This window comes from Brenneria sp. hezel4-2-4 (assembly GCF_013155275.1).
Taxonomy (GTDB): domain Bacteria; phylum Pseudomonadota; class Gammaproteobacteria; order Enterobacterales; family Enterobacteriaceae; genus Brenneria.
In genome coordinates this window covers 47230-64195 of the sequence record NZ_JABJXS010000011.1, presented here as the reverse complement: position 1 = coordinate 64195, position 16966 = coordinate 47230, and the positions used below count along the sequence as shown (strand labels likewise).

Genomic DNA, 16966 nt, shown 5'->3' with positions numbered 1-16966 from the left:
ATGTCGTTGGCGAAAGCGTCAATCTGGACCGCTGGCTCCACGCTGATAAAAATCGGCGCGGGGCTGGTTGTCATCAAGCTGCTGGCGGTGGCGTTCGGGCCGAGCGGGGTTGGGCAGGCGGGTAATTTCCGCCAGCTTATTACCGTGCTGGGCGTGTTGTCGGGCGCCGGTATTTTCAATGGCGTCACCAAGTATGTTGCGGAATATCAGCAGCGGCCGGAGCGATTAACGCCCTTGCTTGGCACCGCCGTCGCACTGGTGCTGGGATTTTCCACGCTGCTGGCGGCGGTCTTTCTGTTCGCCGCGACGCCCATCGCCAATGCGCTGTTTGGGCACGATGAGTATCGGGATGTCGTGCGGGCGCTGGCTTTTATCCAGATGGGCATCGCCTACGCCAATCTGTTTCTGGCGATACTGAAAGGCTATCGTGATGCCGTCGGAAATGCGCTGGCGGTTATTAGCGGCAGCCTGATTGGGCTGGCCGCCTATTGGCTGTGCTTCACTCTGGGCGGATACCGCGGCGCGCTGGCCGGGCTGGCGCTGGTGCCTGCGCTGGCGGCGCTGCCTGCCGGGTGGCTTATGTTGCGCAGAACGCCGTTATCGTGGGGCGCGTTAAAGCCCGCCTGGGATCGGGCTATCGCCGGACAGCTCGGCAAGTTCACCCTGATGGCGCTGATGACCGCCGTCACGCTGCCGGTGGCCTATATCATGATGCGTAACCTGTTGGCGGAGCACTATAGCTGGGACGAGGTCGGTATCTGGCAGGGCGTCAGCACGATTTCCGATGCCTATTTGCAATTCATTACCGCCTCGTTCACGGTTTATCTGTTGCCGACGCTCTCGCGCCTGACGGATAAAACCGCACTGGCCCGGGAAATCGTCCAGTCATTAACGTTTGTCCTCCCGGTGGTGGCGGGCGTCAGCTTTTGCGTCTGGCTGTTGCGCGATTTTGCTATCTGGCTGCTGTTCTCCAGCCAGTTTACCGCAATGAGAGACCTGTTCGCCTGGCAACTGGTGGGCGATGTGATGAAAGTGGGCGCTTACGTATTTGGTTATCTGGTGATCGCCAAAGCCGCGCTGCGCTTTTATCTGCTCACCGAAGTCAGCCAGTTTCTGCTTCTCACCGGGTTTGCGCACTGGCTGATCCCGGTTAATGGCGCATTAGGCGCGGCGCAGGCGTATATGGCGACCTATCTGGTCTATTTTTTGCTTTGTTGTAGCGTATTCATTATTTACCGTAGGCGAGCATGACGACACTGATCCATGTCCTGGGATCTGATATCCCGCACCATAACCAGACGGTTTTGCGTTTCTTTAATAATGTGCTGGCGGCCGAATTGCCGGCGCGGCAGGTCGGGCATTTTATGGTGGCCGCGCGCGATCCGTTGCCGCAGGCTGATTTTCCGGCGCTGCACATTGAAACCTATGCGGATAAAAAGACGCTGGCGCAGGCGGTGATTGCGCGGGCCTGCGCCGATCGCAGTACGCGCTTCTTTCTGCACGGGCAGTTTAATCCCCTGTTATGGCTGGCATTGCTGAGCGGTAAGATCAAGCCTGCGCAGGTTTACTGGCATATCTGGGGGGCGGATCTGTACGAAGAATCAAGCAGCCTGAAGTATCGTCTGTTTTATCTGTTACGGCGTCTCGCCCAAAATCGGGTCGGGCATGTGTTCGCCACGCGGGGCGATTTGAGTTGGTATCAAGCGCGGCATCCCCGGGTGCCGACGTCGTTGCTTTACTTCCCGACGCGGATGGATCCGGCGTTAACCGACGTTAAAGCGGATAAGCCGCTGGCGGGGCCGTTGACTATTCTGGTCGGCAACTCCGGCGACCGCACCAATCGTCATCAGGAAGCGTTGCGCGCCATCCATAAACGGTTCGGCGCCAATGTGCGGGTGATTGTGCCGATGGGTTACCCGGCCAATAACCGGCATTATATCGAGCAGGTAGAGAAAGAAGGGCTGGCGCTGTTTGGAATTAAAAATTTTCAGTTGCTGAAAGAGCAACTGGCGTTTGATGATTATCTGAATATGTTGCGCAGCTGTGATTTAGGTTATTTTATTTTCGATCGTCAGCAGGGCATCGGCACGCTGTGCCTATTGATTCAGTTTGGCGTTCCCTTTGTTATCAGCCGACAGAATCCTTTCTGGCAGGATCTTACCGAACAGCATCTTCCGGTGTTGTTCTATGGCGATAATCTGGATGAGGCGCTGGTGCGTGAAGCCCAGCGCCAGTTGGCATCCGTGGATAAGCATCAGATCGCGTTCTTTAACCCTAATTATCTGCACGGCTGGCGGCAGGCTCTGGCGCTGGCAGCGGGAGAACCAACATGACGCTGGGGCAATTTGGTGGGCTGTTTGTGGTTTACCTTATTTCGGTCATTTTTATCCTGACACTAACCTGGCAGGAGTTCCGTCGTGTTCGTTTTAACTTCAATGTGCTGTTTTCGCTGCTTTATCTACTGACCTTCTATTTCGGTTTTCCGTTTACCTGCGTTTTGGCCTTCCGTTTTGGCGTTGAAGTGGTGCCGGTGCCGTATTTGCTACAGGCGCTGCTTTCCGCCACGGCGTTTTACGCCATTTACTATGTTAGCTATAAAACCCGCCTGCGCGGGAAGACCGCCGCGGCCCGTCCGCCGGTTTTCACCATGAGCCGGGTCGAAGCCCATCTGACATGGATATTGCTGGCGCTGATTGCGATAGCGACGGTTGGCATGTTTTTCCTCAACAACGGTTTTCTGCTCTTCAAATTACGCTCTTACAGCCAGATCTTTTCCAGTGAAGTCTCCGGCGTGGCGTTGAAGCGCTTTTTCTATTTCTTTATTCCGGCCATGCTGGTGGTGTATTTCCTGCGTCAGACGCAGCGAGCCTGGCTGCTGTTTCTTATCGGGACGGTGGCGTTTGGCATGCTGACTTATGTGATCGTCGGCGGGACGCGGGCGAATGTGATCATCGCTTTCGCGCTGTTTCTGTTTATCGGCATTGTGCGCGGCTGGATAACGCTGTGGATGCTGGCGGCTGCCGGGGTGTTCGGCGTGGTGGGCATGTTCTGGCTGGCGCTTAAGCGATACGGCATGGATGTCAGCGGCGATGAGGCGTTCTATACTTTTCTGTATCTGACCCGCGACACGTTCTCGCCGTGGGAGAATCTGGCGCTGCTGTGGCAGAACTACGATAAAATCGACTTTCAGGGGCTGGCGCCCATCGCGCGCGATTTCTACGTCTTTATTCCTTCCTGGCTGTGGCCTGACCGCCCGAATCTGGTGTTGAACAGCGCCAACTATTTTACCTGGGAAGTGTTGAATAACCATTCCGGGCTGGCAATCTCTCCGACGTTATTAGGTTCGCTGGTGGTGATGGGCGGGGTGCTGTTCATTCCGCTGGGGGCGATCGCCGTTGGATTGATTATCAAATGGTTCGACTGGGTGTATGAATTGGGCAAAAACGACGGTAATCGATACAAGGCGGCGGTTTTGCAGGCATTCTGTTTTGGGGCGGTGTTCAACATCATTGTACTGGCGCGTGAAGGCGTTGATGCGTTTGTTTCCCGCGTGGTGTTTTTCTGCCTGGTGTTTGGTCTGTGCTTGCTGGCCGCCAAATTGATGTATTGGCTGCTGGAAAGCGCCGGATTGATCAGGCAGCGTCTGCTGCGTTCCCGGCCATCGTCGGCGCCGTCAATCGCGCCGCCGGCGCCGACCACGCGAAGCGTGCTGTAAAGGATTGAAAATGGAAGAAAAAGCAGTTATCCCGCAATATTCGATTCGTGGTCTATCTATCCACGGCTTTCGCCACATGGCGCAGTTTGTCGATTATCTTTTCGCCGGACCGCGGGTCGTCACCGGAACGTTGGTGGCAATTAACGCCGAGAAAGTATTAACGGCGGAGAAAGATGTGGCATTGCGCACATTGCTGGATAAGGCCGAATACAAATATGCGGACGGGATCAGTATTGTTCGCTCGATTCGCCGCAAATATCCGCAGGCCGAGGTGAGCCGTATCGCCGGCGCCGACCTGTGGGAAGCGCTGATGCTGCGTGCCGGTCAGGAGGGAACGCCGGTTTTTTTGATCGGCGGTAAGCCGGAGGTGTTGGCACAAACGGCCGCCAAGCTACGGGCGCAGTGGAACGTCAATATCGTCGGCAGCCAGGATGGCTATTTCGCGCCGGCGGAGCGCGATGCGCTGTTTGAGCGTATTCGCGCCAGCGGCGCGCAGATTGTCACCGTGGCGATGGGATCGCCACGGCAGGAAATTCTGATGCGTGATTGCCGCAGTCACCACCCTGATGCTTTATATATGGGCGTGGGGGGAACCTATGATGTCTTTACCGGACACGTCAAGCGCGCGCCGCTGGCCTGGCAAAATCTGGGGCTGGAATGGCTCTATCGTTTGCTGTCGCAGCCGAGTCGTATTTTCCGCCAGCTAAAATTATTGAAGTATGTTGCTTATCATTACAGCGGACGTCTGTAGTTTTCTTCACGGGAGCGCCTGTCGCGCGCTCTTGTTTCCTTTCCAAGCCAATCAGATTCGCGGGTTATTTCATTACCCATTCGCAAATTGTTAATCAATGCTGAACCTTATTCCCCCCTTGTCAGAGCGAACGGTGTGCATTCCAATGCGCATTGCGGTATCTTCACGACCGCTAATTTACTAAAAGGCCTACTACGAGTAGGGATGCTGTGGGTGGTTGATAACAACAATAACCGGTTGCCGCCCGGATAAACACAACAGATGAAGACAGAGGATTTATGGCAGAAGATGTAAAACAGGAGAAGCTACACCGGGGTTTAGAAGCCCGGCATATCGAGCTGATTGCGCTCGGCGGCACCATTGGCGTCGGGTTGTTTATGGGCGCGGCCAGCGCGTTGAAGTGGGCCGGCCCGTCGGTCCTGCTGGCCTACATTACCGCGGGAATATTCGTTTTCTTTATTATGCGTTCAATGGGAGAAATGCTGTTTCTAGAGCCTGTCGCCGGTTCTTTTGCCGTGTATGCCCATAAATACATGAATCCCTTTTTTGGCTACCTCACCGCGTGGGGGTATTGGTTTATGTGGATGGCGGTCGGGATTTCAGAAATTACGGCGATCGGCGTCTATGTCCAGTTCTGGTTTCCCGACTTGCCGCAATGGATCCCGGCCATCGCGGCGGTGGCGCTCGTCGCGGGGGCAAATCTGGCGGCGGTGCGGCTGTACGGTGAAATCGAGTTCTGGTTCGCAATGATAAAAATCACCACCATTATTGTGATGATCGTGGTCGGGCTGGGGGTGATTTTCTTTGGCTTCGGCAACCACGGTCAAGCCACCGGTTTTACCAATCTGACCGCGCACGGCGGCTTTTTCGCCGGGGGCTGGAAAGGATTGCTGTTCGCGCTCTGTCTGGTGGTGGCGTCTTATCAGGGCGTTGAGTTGGTCGGGATCACCGCGGGAGAAGCGAAAAACCCGCAGGTAACGCTGAAGCGCGCCATCAATAATATTTTGTGGCGTATTCTGATTTTTTACGTGGGGGCGATATTCGTTATCGTGACGATTTTTCCGTGGAATGAAATCGGCACCTCCGGCAGCCCGTTTGTGCTGACCTTCGCGAAAATCGGCATTACCGCCGCCGCGGGGATTATTAACTTTGTTGTGCTGACGGCGGCGCTATCCGGCTGCAACAGCGGAATGTACAGCTGCGGGCGTATGCTCTATTCACTGGCGAACAACCGTCAGCTTCCCGCCTGGCTGGGAAAAGTGACCGCCGGCGGCGTTCCGGCGGCAGGCGTCACGATTTCGATTCTCTGCCTGATGGCGGGTTCGCTGCTGAACTACATTATCCCCAATCCGGAGCAGGTATTTGTGTATGTCTACAGCGCCAGCGTATTGCCCGGTATGATCCCGTGGTTTGTGGTGCTGATAAGCCAACTGCGTTTCCGTGAACATCATCGCGCCGCTCTGGCCGCGCATCCGTTCAAATCGGTGCTGTTCCCGTGGGTGAATTATCTGACAATGGCGTTTTTACTGTGTGTTTTGGTGGGCATGTACATCAATGTCGATACGCGGATGTCGCTTATCGTCGGTATGGTGTTTTTAGCTTTTGTCAGTCTTTGCTATTTTGTGCTGGGATTGGGTAAAAAACAGCCGATGATAAGGGCTAAATCGTAGCTCTTAAGGGAGGGGAGAGCGGATTTGTACGTTATTTAACGTGAAATGAGCAAAGCATAAGCAAACGCGCCATTTCAATAAAAAAGCACTAGACAGGCACCCGTTAAATCCGTAGTATCCCCTCCCGCAACGGCGCTATGCGCCCGTAGCTCAGCTGGATAGAGCGCTGCCCTCCGGAGGCAGAGGTCTCAGGTTCGAATCCTGTCGGGCGCACCACTAAGTTGTGTGCAAGAGCTGCGGTGGTACATTTACTACCCCGTAAAGGAAGTACCGCGTCAAATAGTAGAAAGCAGTAAAGCGTGGTGTATGGTGGCTATAGCTCAGTTGGTAGAGCCCTGGATTGTGATTCCAGTTGTCGTGGGTTCGAGTCCCATTAGCCACCCCAGATTTAGACGTTTGTGAGTTATGCGAAGGTGGCGGAATTGGTAGACGCGCTAGCTTCAGGTGTTAGTGTCTTAACGGACGTGAGGGTTCAAGTCCCTCTCTTCGCACCACACAGACGAAAGCATTGACGATGCTTAAGTAATACGGCAGTAGATTCGGCGAGTAGCGCAGCTTGGTAGCGCAACTGGTTTGGGACCAGTGGGTCGGAGGTTCGAATCCTCTCTCGCCGACCATTTTTCAAAGAAAAGCACATCGAAAGGTGTGCTTTTTTTTTGCCTGTGTTTTAAGTCGAGCCGGCTTGTCGGCATAATCTCTCCGATCAAACTTTCTGATCTATAATAGATCCCGAAGATATAAGTCGCCTAATTACCGCATGTTATATTTTCGCAGACTAAAATAACGATATAAATCCCGCCTGTAAATCCAACACTAACGAGTAAATTATGGCATCACATCTTATTGATTTTCTTCTTATAGGGAATAATTTTGGCACGCCCGAAATGCGCGGCGTGTGGTCGGAACATAACCGCCTGACCAAGCAAGTTGAAGTAGAAGTGGCGCTGGCGCTGGCCGAAGGAGAGCTTGGCGTCATCCCGCAGGACGCGGCAAAAACGATTGCTGAAAAAGCCGACGCCGGCGCGCTGGATGTGGAAGAGATCGCCAAGGATGCGGCCCGGATGAAGCATTCCCTGATGCCGACGATAGCCGCGATTCAGAGACAGTGCGGCGCCGCCGGCGAGTTTATCCACTATGGCGTGACCACGCAGGATATCGTCGATACGGCCACGGTATTACAATTAAAACAGTCATTTGACATCGTGATCAGGGACACCCAACTGTTGGCGGTTGAGCTGAAACGCCTGTCGAAAAAATATCAATATACGCTGATGACGGGCCGTACCCACGGCATGCAGGCGTTACCCACCACTTTCGGCTTCAAGCTGGCGGTCTGGCTGGATGAGTTTGTCCGCCATCTTGAGCGCCTGAGCGAAATCAAACAGCGCGTGCTGGTTGGCAATATCAACGGCGCCATCGGCACCTATGCTTCCTTTGGCGAACAAGGGCCGGCAATCGAGCGTTTGACGCTGGATAAGCTGGGCCTGAACACGCCGAATATCGGCTGGCAGTCCGCCCGCGATCGTTTTTCCGAATATGCCTCGGTGGTGGTGCTGATCAGTGGTACGTTAGGCAAGATCGGCAACGAATTGTACAACCTGATGCGCACTGAAATTAACGAAATCGAGGAGCCGTTCTCGGAAGGTAAAATCGGTTCGACGACGATGCCGCACAAACGTAATCCGGCGGCGCTTGAGGGGTTGGCAAGCCTGACCTCGCCGGTGTTCAAAAGCGCGGCGCTGATCCATGAATCCATGAAGGTGGAACATGAGCGTGATGCGATGAGCTGGCGCGCGGAATGGATCGCTTTACCGGAAATAAACATCTATCTGTCCGCCCAGCTCCAGAATGCGTTGGGTATTTTACGCGGCATGTCGGTGAATGAAAAACAGATGCGGGCTAATCTGGAGTTGCAAAACGGTTTGTTATTGTCCGAAAAAGTGATGTTTGAGATTGGCAAACGTTTGGGCAAACAGACTGCGCATCATCTGGTTTATGAGTGCTCGATGCAGGCATTCGAAAACAACCAGTCGTTTAAATCCGTGTTGCTGGAACACCCCGTGCTGTCTGCTCAGTTAACATCGGACGAACTGGATGGGTGGTTGAATCCGGCCAATTATCTGGGCAGCGCGCCACAGAAAGTGGATGACGTGATCCGCTATGCGGATAACTCGGGTCTGTTGCCAGCGTAAATAAGGTGGAATCATGAGTACGGTATTTCGCCAGGTTACGCTGGAGGATGACGAGGCGTTTCTGGCTTTGGCGTTGGCGGCTTTTGAGCCGATACGTCAGTTGGGGATCAATTTCTCCGCGGCACACGCCGACATTGAGATGGTGCGTAACCACATTGCTTCCCATGGCGTGTATGTGATGGAAAAGGAAGGGAAAATGGTCTCGTCCTTCACCATCCGTTACCCCTGGGGGCCAGAGCCTGGCCCGTATGGTTTGCCGCACCTGGGGTGGTTCGCCACGCATCCTGAGCATAAAAAACAAGGCCTGGGTAAGCAAATGATGGCCTGGCTTGAGCAGACTATTCTCATCGACCAGCTCAAGGCGCCGGCGGTGTCGTTAGGGACGGCACAGAACCATCCCTGGCTGATTGAGATGTATAAACATTATGGTTTTAGAGAAGTCGGGCAAACCGATTTGGGCAAAGGACACCTGACGATTTGGATGGAAAAAATCCTTGATGCCCAATTATATAACCAGTGGAAAAAGAGAAACTCAAAATGAGAGGCACGAAAATGATAATGAAAAAATTAACCCTGTCCGCTTTAGCGTTGACGACTGCCTTTCTTGTGGCCGGCTGCGATTCCCAGGATAACGCCGCGCAGGGGCAGAAAGTGTTGAAAGTGGGTTCCACCGGCCAGAGCTATCCGAGCGGCTTCAAGCAGGATAATAAGCTGGTCGGTTTCGATGTTGAGGTTACGGAAACTATCGCCAAGGATCTGAACTACAAGGTCGAGTGGGTAACCGCCGATTTTAGCGGCCTGATGGGGCAGTTGGAAGCCGGCAAGCTGGATACGGTCGCCAACGTGGTGGCTATTACGCCCGTCCGTCAGGAAAAGTACAACTTCGCCCAGCCGTACAGCTATTACGGCAGCCAGATCGTGACCCACAAAGATAATGCCGACATCAATACGCTGGACGATCTGAAAGGCAAAACGGTGGCGGGTGTGTTGGGGTCGAATCACATCAACAATCTGAAGCAGGCGTTTGCTGACGGCAGCGTGAATATCCGTACTTATGAAACGCGTGACGGGGCGATGAACGATGCGCTTTCCAAACGTGTTGAAGGTTACGTGAACTCGCGTCCGATCCTGCTGGCCGAAATCAACAAACGCAACCTGGCGTTTAAGCTGGTGGGCGATCCGTTGGTTATCGAGGAAGTCAGCTTTCCGTTCCACAAGAATGAGCAGGGCGATGCATTGCGTAAACAGTTTGACGAAGAGTTGAGCAAAATGCGCGACGACGGGCGTCTGAAAGAACTGTCGATCAAATATTTTGGCGAGGATATCACGACGCCGCCGGCTGTTCATTAATACGTGACCGCTTCCTGACAATCTTAATGCCATCGGCGCGGTGTGCCGCGCCCGATGGCGGTATCAATGGTATTAATCATGAATATCGATCTTGCCTACCTGTTGAAAGTCTTTCCCCAGGTATTGCTCTATTTGCCCATGACGCTGTTGCTGGCGATCGTTTCTATGTTTTTCGCCATGATTATCGGCCTGGTGCTGGCGTTGGTCAGGGAAAGCAAGATCACGCCGGTCGTCAAACTGGTCGAGCTGTATATCTCGCTGTTCCGCGGCATCCCTTCGCTGGTGCAACTGTTTATCATCTATTTCGGGTTGCCGCAGCTTTTCCCCGCCTTATCCGATCTCAGCGCCATGTCGGCGGCGATTATTGGCTTCAGTCTGAAAACTTCGGCTTACATGGCGGAAATATTCCGCGCGGCGCTGGCGTCGGTTGATTTCGGGCAAACGGAAGCCGGTTTATCGATTGGCATGAACAAGGCGCAGATTTATCGTCGGATTGTGCTGCCTCAGGCCATGCTGAATGCGTTGCCGGCAACGGGCAACACGTTCATCTCGCTGATTAAAGATACCTCGGTCGCGTTTGCGCTGGGTGTGTCCGAACTGTTTGCGGAAGGCAAGATGATTGCCGCAGAATCGTTACGTTTCTTTGAGACCTTCCTGGTTGTTGGTCTGATTTACTGGCTGGTGATCATTGTTTATGCCTGGTTGCAGAAGCAACTGGAAAAGAAACTGAATCACTCGTTGCAGCGATAAGGGGCTGAAATGATCAGTGTAAAGAATCTCACCAAAAGCTTTGGTAATCAGGTGGTATTGAATGATATCAGTCTGGATATCGCCAAAGGCGAAGTCGTCGCGATTATCGGGCCGTCTGGCTCAGGAAAATCGACCTTGCTGCGTTGTCTGAACCTGTTGGAAACGCCGGAGGCCGGGACGATTGAGATCGGCGAGCAGTTGCTGGACACGCGCCATTATTCGAGTAAAGAAGCGTATGCGCTGCGTCGGCAGACCGCCATGGTGTTTCAGAACTACAACCTGTTCAAGAATAAGACGGCGTTGGAAAATATCACCGAAGCGCTGATTGTGGTGAAGAAAATGCCGAAAAAACAGGCCAATGAGATTGGACTTGCGCTATTGGAGCAGGTTGGCCTGTTGCCTCAAGCGGCGCAATATCCGGTAACGCTATCGGGCGGGCAGCAGCAGCGCGTGAGCATTGCCCGGGCGCTGGCGGTGGATCCGAAAGCCATTCTGTTCGATGAGCCGACGTCGGCGCTGGATCCGGAACGCGTGCATGAAGTGCTACAGGTGATCCAGAAGCTGGCGAAGAACCACACCACCATGGTGATCGTCACGCATGAGATGCAATTCGCTCAGGAAGTGGCGGATCGGGTGATCTTCATGGCGGACGGTCACATTGTTGAAGAAGGGCCGGCGGAAAAAGTGATCAGTTTTTCCGACAACCCGCAAACGCAGCGCTTCTTGCGGCAGCTTACCAAGATACCCGAGCCGGTTGAATACGATATTTGACCGGGAAAATAAAAAATACCTGCACGCCCGTTAAATGGGCAGCTCTGTTCATCAGGGCGGATAATGTGGAGTCAGCATTAATGAAAATAGCACCTCAGCATGCGCCTCTGGCGCAGTTTATCCAGGCATTCCGGCACGATCTGCACCGGCATCCTGAGTTATCGAATCAGGAATTTGAAACCACCAGGAAAATCAGGGAAGTATTGGAAAAGGAAGGGATCCGCGTACTCGATTTGCCGCTGAAAACCGGTCTGGTGGCCGAAGTCGGCGGGCAACAGGACGGGCCGCTGGTGGTGGTGCGATCGGATATCGATGCCCTGCCGATTGAAGAAGAGTCCGGGGTTGAATTCACCTCAAGCAGTAAAGGCGTCATGCATGCCTGTGGGCACGATTTCCATTCCTCCGCCGCTCTGGGCGCGGCTATTTTGCTGAAGAAGATTGAACCGGAACTAAAAGGTACGGTGCGTATTCTGTTTCAGGCGGCGGAAGAGACCGGGCTGGGCGCGCCGGAAGTCATCGCCACCGGGGCGCTGGACAACGCGGCGGCGATCTTTGGCATTCATAACGATCCGACGCTGCCGGTTGGCGTGATCGGCGGCAAAGAGGGCGCGCTGACGGCGGGGGTCGATCGCTTTGAAATCAAAATCGCGGCAAAAGGCTGCCATGCGGCGAAACCGCATGAAGGAAATGATCCGATTATTATTCTCGGCCAGCTGATTTCTGCGGTTCAAACCATTATCAGCCGTACCGTGCCGTCTGATAACAACGCCGTGGTGTCGATTACTCAGGTGCACAGCGGCAGTACCTGGAACGTGATCCCCGATACCGCCTATGTAGAAGGAACGGTAAGAACCTTCAGTCAGGAGGTGCGCGAGCTGATTGAACAGCGTTTCCGCCAAATCGTCGCCGGTATCGCCGGCACCTTTGGCGCTGAAATCGAGTTTCTCTGGCACGCCGGGCCGCCCTCGGTGGTGAATACGGCAGAGTGGGTCGACTTTGCGCTGAACGTGGCGGCGGAAGAAGGATTTGAAGCGCGGCGCATTGAAGCCAGCCCTATCGGCGAAGATTTCGCCTTTTATCAGCAGAAGCTGCCGGGCACTTTTATGATGGTGGGTTCTGGCGGCCCTTATGCGCTGCATCATCCCAAATTCCGGGTGGACGATCGGGCGCTGTTCCCAACTGCGCACTACCTGTACCAGATAGCGAAGCAAAGTCTGGAACAGCTGGCGTCCCGTTGAGTTGACAAGCAATGCCGGTATTCGGCCGGCATTGATTGCTATTCTGTCGTGAGACAGAGACATCTTTTTTATTGATATACAATAAATTAATCCCTCTATCCTGATTTTGTCTCCGACAGGCGACAGGCGACAGGCGACAGGCGACAGGCGACAGGCGACAGGCCGTAGCGCCGTTAATGGCTGAGTATCTGGTCCAGGAACTGGCGCGTACGCGGGTGCGACGGGGCGTTGAAAAAGGTTTGTGGCGGCGCGGATTCGATCACGCCGCCATCAGCCATCAGGATCACCTTGTCCGCCACCGTTTTGGCAAAGCCCATTTCATGAGTGACCACGATCATGGTCATGCCGCTTTCAGCCAGATCGAGCATCACGTCCAGCACTTCTTTAATCATCTCCGGATCCAGCGCCGATGTCGGTTCGTCGAACAGCATAATTTCCGGCTGCATACATAGCGCGCGTGCAATCGCTACGCGCTGCTGTTGCCCACCGGATAGCTGAAGCGGAAATTTGTGCGCCTGGTTGGCAATATGCACTTTTTCCAGATAACGCATCGCCAGTTCGATCGCCTGTTGCTTTTTCATCTGCCTGACCAGCGTCGGGCCGATAATCAGGTTATCCAGTACGCTCAGGTGCGGAAACAGGTTGAACTGCTGGAACAGCATGCCGATGCTCAGGCGGATGCGGTTGATATTCCTGATGTTGTCGTTCATTTCGATGCCATTGACCAGGATCTGTCCCTGATGATGTTCTTCCAGCCGGTTAATGCAGCGGATCAGCGTGGATTTGCCCGAACCGGAGGGGCCGCAGATCACCACGCGTTCCCCTTTCGCCACGTTCAGCGTGACATTGTTCAGCGCCTGAAACTCGCCGTACCATTTGCTGACGGATTTGATTTCAATCACCGGCTCAGTGGAAAGTGAACTACTCATGACAAAGCTCCGTGGTTAAATGTTTCAGGGTTACGGCTGGCATCGATGCGTTTTTCCACCCACAGCGCATAGCGCGAAAGCAAAAAGCCAAACAGCAGATAGATGGCCGAAATAAAAAGATAGGTCTCAAGGTAATAGCGGCGCCAGAGTGGATCCTGCATAACCGAACTGGTGGCGGTGAGAATATCGAACAGCCCGATAATGATGACGAACGAGGTGTTCTTCATCGCGGCGATAATGTGATTGGTCATGGCAGGCAAACAAATACGCAGCGCCTGCGGCAGAATAATTTTGGTGGTGGTGTGCCAGTACCCCAGATTGAGCGCGGCGGCGGCTTCATACTGCCCGCGCGGCACGGATTGCAAACCGCCGCGGATCACTTCCGCCTGATAGCAGGCAAAAAACAACGCGATGCCGACGATAATGCGCAGCAATTTGTTCACTTCCATCCCGGCAGGCAGAAACAGCGGAAAGACATTAACGGCGACAAACAGGATAGTAATCAACGGTACGCCGCGCAGGCTCTCGATAAAGATCACCGACAGGCCGCGCAGGAAAGGCAGCGGCGAGCGGCGGCCAAGCGCCAGCAGCACCGAAAACGGCATGCCGATGACGACGGTGCCGCTAAACAGCAGGATGGTGAGCGGCAGCCCGCCCCATTCGGATGAGGGAACGCGGGGCAGCCCCAATACACCGCCGCTCATCAGAACCGCCATGATAGCGACTGATACGACCCATAACGGCAGCAAAATGCGCGAATGCCAGAAACGCGGCATCAGCGACAGACCGAGGGTCAAAAACCAGATCAGCATGGCAATGACCAGTCTCCAGTGCTGGTCGTAAGGATAGAGACCAAACAAGATCGGCCGATGTTTTTCACTAATCACCGCCCAGCAGGCGCCGGCGGCAACCCGGCACACTTCTGGATCGGTGGTGCGCCAGACGGCGTCAATGATGCCCCAGCGCAGCAGTTTGTCGCCGATGGTCAGTAACAACGCGGCCAACAGCAGCGTCAGGATAGTCTGCGGTAGACTGCTGAACAGATTACGTTTCATCCAGCGCCAGACGGTGAACCACCGGGGTGCCGCCGCGGGGAGTGAAAAAGCAGGGAACGACATGATGCTCTCCTCAGCGTTCTTTGATGGCAACGGTGCGGTTAAAAATATTCATCAACAGCGACGTCACGCTGCTGATCGTCAGGTAGACCACCATCATAATCGCGATCACTTCCAGCGCCTGGCCGGTTTGGTTCATCAGGGTATTGCCGATATTGGCCAACTCGGGATAGCCGACGACGACGGCAATAGAGCTGTTTTTGGACAGGCTGACAAATTGGCTGGTCAGCGGCGGGACGATGACCCGCATGGCCTGCGGGATAATGATGTTGCGCATTATCTGCCAGGGAGATAGAGACAGCGAACGCGCGGCTTCCAGTTGCCCTTTCGGAATCGACTGAATGCCCGCCCGGACAATTTCAGCGATAAACGCGGAAGCGTAGAGGGAAATCCCCAGCAGCAGCGCGGTAAACTCCGGGCTGATGGTGAAGCCGCCGCGAAAGTTAAACCCGCTCAACACCGGGCGATTGAGCTGATGCGGGCTGCCGGATAGCCACCATGCCAGCAGCGGCAGGCCGATAATCAGCGCCAGCGCAATCCGTCCGACCGGCAGGATGCGGCCATGATGTTCACGCAGGCGACGCCCCACTCGTTTCAATACGGCGCTGATAATCAATGCCGTGAACAGGGCGATAGCGCACCACAGCCAGCCGGAATGGGCCGCGGGCAGGGCGAAGGCGAGGCCGCGATTGGTGAGAAAGCCCAGACTACCGAGTTCAATGGCGGCGCGCGGGCTGGGTAGATTGCGGATCACCACCGACCAGAAAATCACCTGTAAAATCACCGGCACATTGCGCAGCAACTCAACGTAACACCCGGCAATGCGTGCCAACAGCCAGTTTTTTGATACCCGGGCAATCCCGATGGAAAAGCCCAGTACGGTGGCCAGTACGATCCCCCATAGCGAGACATACAGCGTATTCAACAGCCCGACCGCCAGCGCGCGGGTATAGCTGTCGCGCGCCGTGTAACTGATGAGTTTTTCGCCAATTTCAAATTGCGCGGTATGGTGCAGAAAGCCAAAGCCGGTCGCAATATTCTGCGATCGTAAATTACCCACCACGTTGCTATACAGCCAGTAGCTGAATAAAATAATCAGTACGCCAAGCAGGATTTGATAAAACCATGCGCGGAATGATTTATTACTCACGATGATAGCGATATTTTTATAGACAAAAAACTTTTCCGAAAATAACGGAAAAGCGGATGGTTTAATGCTCTTTTTTGGCTGCTTCATCATCGGTGTTTCTTTTATTTCGGTCAAAAAAACCATCCTCTTAATTACCTGACTTTCCCTGCTTAATATCGCGGCGTAAACGAAGGCCCGGCCTTCGTTTACGCCGCGACGAACGGGATTAACGGTTGGGTAAACCGTACAGCAAGCCACCCTTGTTCCACAGATTGTTCAGATCGCGATCCAGCGGCGCCGGTGTGTCCGGGCCGAAGTAGCGGTTATAGATATCACCGTAGTTACCGACCTGCTTGACGATGTTATAGGCCCACTTATTGTCCAGCCCCAGTTTTTGACCGTAGTCGCCGGTCAGGCCCAGTAACGCCTGCACGTCGGGATCGATGGACTGCAATTTACTGTCCACATTCTGCTGAGTGATATCCATTTCCTCGGCGTTAAACGTGGTGTAAACCACCCATTTAACAATGTCGTACCACTGATCGTCGCCCTGACGTACGGCCATCGCCAACGGTTCTTTGGAGTAAATGCTCGGTAAAATCACATGATCGGCGGCATTTTCCGCATCAAAAGCACGCACGCCCGGCAGCGCGACTTTATCGCGGGCCAGCACATCACAACGGCCGGACAGATAGGCGGCGACATACTCTTTGTTGTTTTCGATCACCACCGGCGTATAGCGCAGGTTACGTGAGGCAAAAATTTGGGCTACGTTATGTTCAGTGCTGCTGCCCGGTGTGATACATATCGTTGCGCCATCCAGATCCTCGATTTTCTTCACGCCGGCATCCGCACGAACCATGAAACCGGTGCCGGTATAGAAGGTTGGCGGGGCGAAGTTAAGTCCCAGTGAAGAGTCGCGGGATAACGAAGCGGTGATGTTGCGGGATAACACATCCACTTCGCCGGATTGAATGGCCGGAAAGCGTTGTGCGGTAGACAAGGCGGAAAAGCGAACTTTACCGGCATCGCCGAAAATGGCCGCCGCCAGCGCGCGGCAATAGTCGATATCCAGACCGGTCCACTGTCCTTTGCTGTCGATAGAGGAAAAACCATGTCGGGCGGGATGCACGCCGCACACCAGCTCCCCTCGGGCCTTGATTTTTTTTAACGTTTCACCATGACCCGTCGCGGCGGTTTGCGCGTGGGCCGGTAGCAGTGAATTCCCCAGTGTTAGCAGCATTACTGCCGTAAAAGCGAATATTTTATTCAACATAAGAACCCTTGAGATAAGCAATAATATGGTTAAGTTGTTGTAAATTATATAAAAGTTATCAACTGCATTCTTTTGTATAC

General features: G+C 54.1%; 15 protein-coding genes and 4 tRNA genes. 15 read left to right on the top strand and 4 right to left on the bottom strand.

Annotated elements, in window-relative coordinates:
• The 15 genes from wzxE to HOY33_RS17305 all read left to right on the top strand — a co-directional run bounded on the left by wzxE (position 1) and on the right by HOY33_RS17305 (position 12437).
• On the top strand, positions 1 to 1251 hold the full coding sequence (gene wzxE, locus HOY33_RS17375; protein WP_172291398.1) for a lipid III flippase WzxE: 1251 nt from the start codon (positions 1 to 3) through the stop codon (positions 1249 to 1251).
• The gene (locus HOY33_RS17370) at positions 1248 to 2333 is read left to right on the top strand and encodes a TDP-N-acetylfucosamine:lipid II N-acetylfucosaminyltransferase (protein ID WP_172291397.1); all 1086 of its coding nucleotides are present in this window, start codon (positions 1248 to 1250) and stop codon (positions 2331 to 2333) included. Before wzxE ends, HOY33_RS17370 begins: the two co-directional genes overlap by 4 nt.
• On the top strand, positions 2330 to 3715 hold the full coding sequence (gene wzyE / locus HOY33_RS17365) for an ECA oligosaccharide polymerase (RefSeq protein WP_172291396.1): 1386 nt from the start codon (positions 2330 to 2332) through the stop codon (positions 3713 to 3715). Before HOY33_RS17370 ends, wzyE begins: the two co-directional genes overlap by 4 nt.
• Before the next feature lie 10 nt (positions 3716 to 3725).
• The gene (gene wecG / locus HOY33_RS17360) at positions 3726 to 4466 is read left to right on the top strand and encodes a lipopolysaccharide N-acetylmannosaminouronosyltransferase (protein WP_172291395.1); all 741 of its coding nucleotides are present in this window, start codon (positions 3726 to 3728) and stop codon (positions 4464 to 4466) included.
• 278 nt (positions 4467 to 4744) lie between these two features.
• Positions 4745 to 6136: an amino acid permease gene (locus HOY33_RS17355; RefSeq protein ID WP_172291394.1), complete on the top strand. Its 1392-nt coding sequence runs from the start codon at positions 4745 to 4747 to the stop codon at positions 6134 to 6136.
• Positions 6137 to 6275: 139 nt separating this feature from the next.
• Positions 6276 to 6352: transfer RNA gene (locus tag HOY33_RS17350), tRNA-Arg, on the top strand.
• Positions 6353 to 6445: 93 nt separating this feature from the next.
• Positions 6446 to 6521: transfer RNA gene (locus HOY33_RS17345), tRNA-His, on the top strand.
• A 22-nt stretch (positions 6522 to 6543) separates the two neighbouring features.
• Positions 6544 to 6630, top strand: a tRNA-Leu gene (locus HOY33_RS17340).
• Positions 6631 to 6676: 46 nt separating this feature from the next.
• Positions 6677 to 6753 (top strand) — tRNA-Pro (locus tag HOY33_RS17335).
• A 210-nt stretch (positions 6754 to 6963) separates the two neighbouring features.
• The gene (purB, locus tag HOY33_RS17330) at positions 6964 to 8328 is read left to right on the top strand and encodes an adenylosuccinate lyase (RefSeq protein WP_172291393.1); all 1365 of its coding nucleotides are present in this window, start codon (positions 6964 to 6966) and stop codon (positions 8326 to 8328) included.
• 13 nt (positions 8329 to 8341) lie between these two features.
• Positions 8342 to 8869 carry a GNAT family N-acetyltransferase gene (locus HOY33_RS17325; protein WP_172291392.1) on the top strand — a complete coding sequence of 176 codons (528 nt, stop codon included), beginning with the start codon at positions 8342 to 8344 and terminating at the stop codon, positions 8867 to 8869.
• A gap of 11 nt (positions 8870 to 8880) precedes the next feature.
• On the top strand, positions 8881 to 9678 hold the full coding sequence (locus HOY33_RS17320; protein ID WP_172291391.1) for an amino acid ABC transporter substrate-binding protein: 798 nt from the start codon (positions 8881 to 8883) through the stop codon (positions 9676 to 9678).
• Positions 9679 to 9756: 78 nt separating this feature from the next.
• A complete protein-coding gene (locus HOY33_RS17315; protein ID WP_172291390.1) occupies positions 9757 to 10428 on the top strand; it encodes an amino acid ABC transporter permease in 672 nt (223 codons plus the stop codon).
• 9 nt (positions 10429 to 10437) lie between these two features.
• Positions 10438 to 11199, top strand: a complete 762-nt coding sequence (locus HOY33_RS17310) for an amino acid ABC transporter ATP-binding protein (RefSeq protein WP_172291389.1) — start codon at positions 10438 to 10440, stop codon at positions 11197 to 11199.
• A gap of 80 nt (positions 11200 to 11279) precedes the next feature.
• On the top strand, positions 11280 to 12437 hold the full coding sequence (locus HOY33_RS17305; RefSeq protein WP_172291388.1) for a M20 peptidase aminoacylase family protein: 1158 nt from the start codon (positions 11280 to 11282) through the stop codon (positions 12435 to 12437).
• 173 nt (positions 12438 to 12610) lie between these two features.
• Here HOY33_RS17305 and HOY33_RS17300 read toward each other — a convergent pair whose 3' ends face one another.
• The 4 genes from HOY33_RS17300 to HOY33_RS17285 form a co-directional block, all read right to left on the bottom strand.
• Positions 12611 to 13366 (bottom strand): amino acid ABC transporter ATP-binding protein, encoded by a 756-nt coding sequence (locus tag HOY33_RS17300; protein ID WP_172291387.1) that lies wholly within the window; start codon positions 13364 to 13366, stop codon positions 12611 to 12613.
• The gene (locus tag HOY33_RS17295; RefSeq protein WP_172291386.1) at positions 13363 to 14484 is read right to left on the bottom strand and encodes an amino acid ABC transporter permease; all 1122 of its coding nucleotides are present in this window, start codon (positions 14482 to 14484) and stop codon (positions 13363 to 13365) included. Before HOY33_RS17295 ends, HOY33_RS17300 begins: the two co-directional genes overlap by 4 nt.
• Before the next feature lie 10 nt (positions 14485 to 14494).
• Entirely contained in the window at positions 14495 to 15631 is a 1137-nt protein-coding gene (locus tag HOY33_RS17290) for an ABC transporter permease subunit (protein ID WP_330528068.1), read from the bottom strand.
• A 205-nt stretch (positions 15632 to 15836) separates the two neighbouring features.
• Complete coding sequence (locus HOY33_RS17285) at positions 15837 to 16886, bottom strand: amino acid ABC transporter substrate-binding protein (RefSeq protein WP_172291385.1); 1050 nt, start codon at positions 16884 to 16886, stop codon at positions 15837 to 15839.
• Positions 16887 to 16966: the final 80 nt, after the last annotated feature.

What these genes read in the sequence shown, in the direction of transcription:
- HOY33_RS17295 (WP_172291386.1), bottom strand. Translation starts at nt 14,484, where the DNA reads ATGTCGTTCCCTGCTTTTTCACTCCCCGCGGCGGCACCCCGGTGGTTC.
- HOY33_RS17355 (WP_172291394.1), top strand. Translation starts at nt 4,745, where the DNA reads ATGGCAGAAGATGTAAAACAGGAGAAGCTACACCGGGGTTTAGAAGCC.
- wzyE (WP_172291396.1), top strand. Translation starts at nt 2,330, where the DNA reads ATGACGCTGGGGCAATTTGGTGGGCTGTTTGTGGTTTACCTTATTTCG.
- HOY33_RS17315 (WP_172291390.1), top strand. Translation starts at nt 9,757, where the DNA reads ATGAATATCGATCTTGCCTACCTGTTGAAAGTCTTTCCCCAGGTATTG.
- HOY33_RS17320 (WP_172291391.1), top strand. Translation starts at nt 8,881, where the DNA reads ATGATAATGAAAAAATTAACCCTGTCCGCTTTAGCGTTGACGACTGCC.
- HOY33_RS17285 (WP_172291385.1), bottom strand. Translation starts at nt 16,886, where the DNA reads ATGTTGAATAAAATATTCGCTTTTACGGCAGTAATGCTGCTAACACTG.
- wecG (WP_172291395.1), top strand. Translation starts at nt 3,726, where the DNA reads ATGGAAGAAAAAGCAGTTATCCCGCAATATTCGATTCGTGGTCTATCT.
- HOY33_RS17305 (WP_172291388.1), top strand. Translation starts at nt 11,280, where the DNA reads ATGAAAATAGCACCTCAGCATGCGCCTCTGGCGCAGTTTATCCAGGCA.
- HOY33_RS17300 (WP_172291387.1), bottom strand. Translation starts at nt 13,366, where the DNA reads ATGAGTAGTTCACTTTCCACTGAGCCGGTGATTGAAATCAAATCCGTC.
- HOY33_RS17310 (WP_172291389.1), top strand. Translation starts at nt 10,438, where the DNA reads ATGATCAGTGTAAAGAATCTCACCAAAAGCTTTGGTAATCAGGTGGTA.
- HOY33_RS17325 (WP_172291392.1), top strand. Translation starts at nt 8,342, where the DNA reads ATGAGTACGGTATTTCGCCAGGTTACGCTGGAGGATGACGAGGCGTTT.
- wzxE (WP_172291398.1), top strand. Translation starts at nt 1, where the DNA reads ATGTCGTTGGCGAAAGCGTCAATCTGGACCGCTGGCTCCACGCTGATA.
- purB (WP_172291393.1), top strand. Translation starts at nt 6,964, where the DNA reads ATGGCATCACATCTTATTGATTTTCTTCTTATAGGGAATAATTTTGGC.
- HOY33_RS17370 (WP_172291397.1), top strand. Translation starts at nt 1,248, where the DNA reads ATGACGACACTGATCCATGTCCTGGGATCTGATATCCCGCACCATAAC.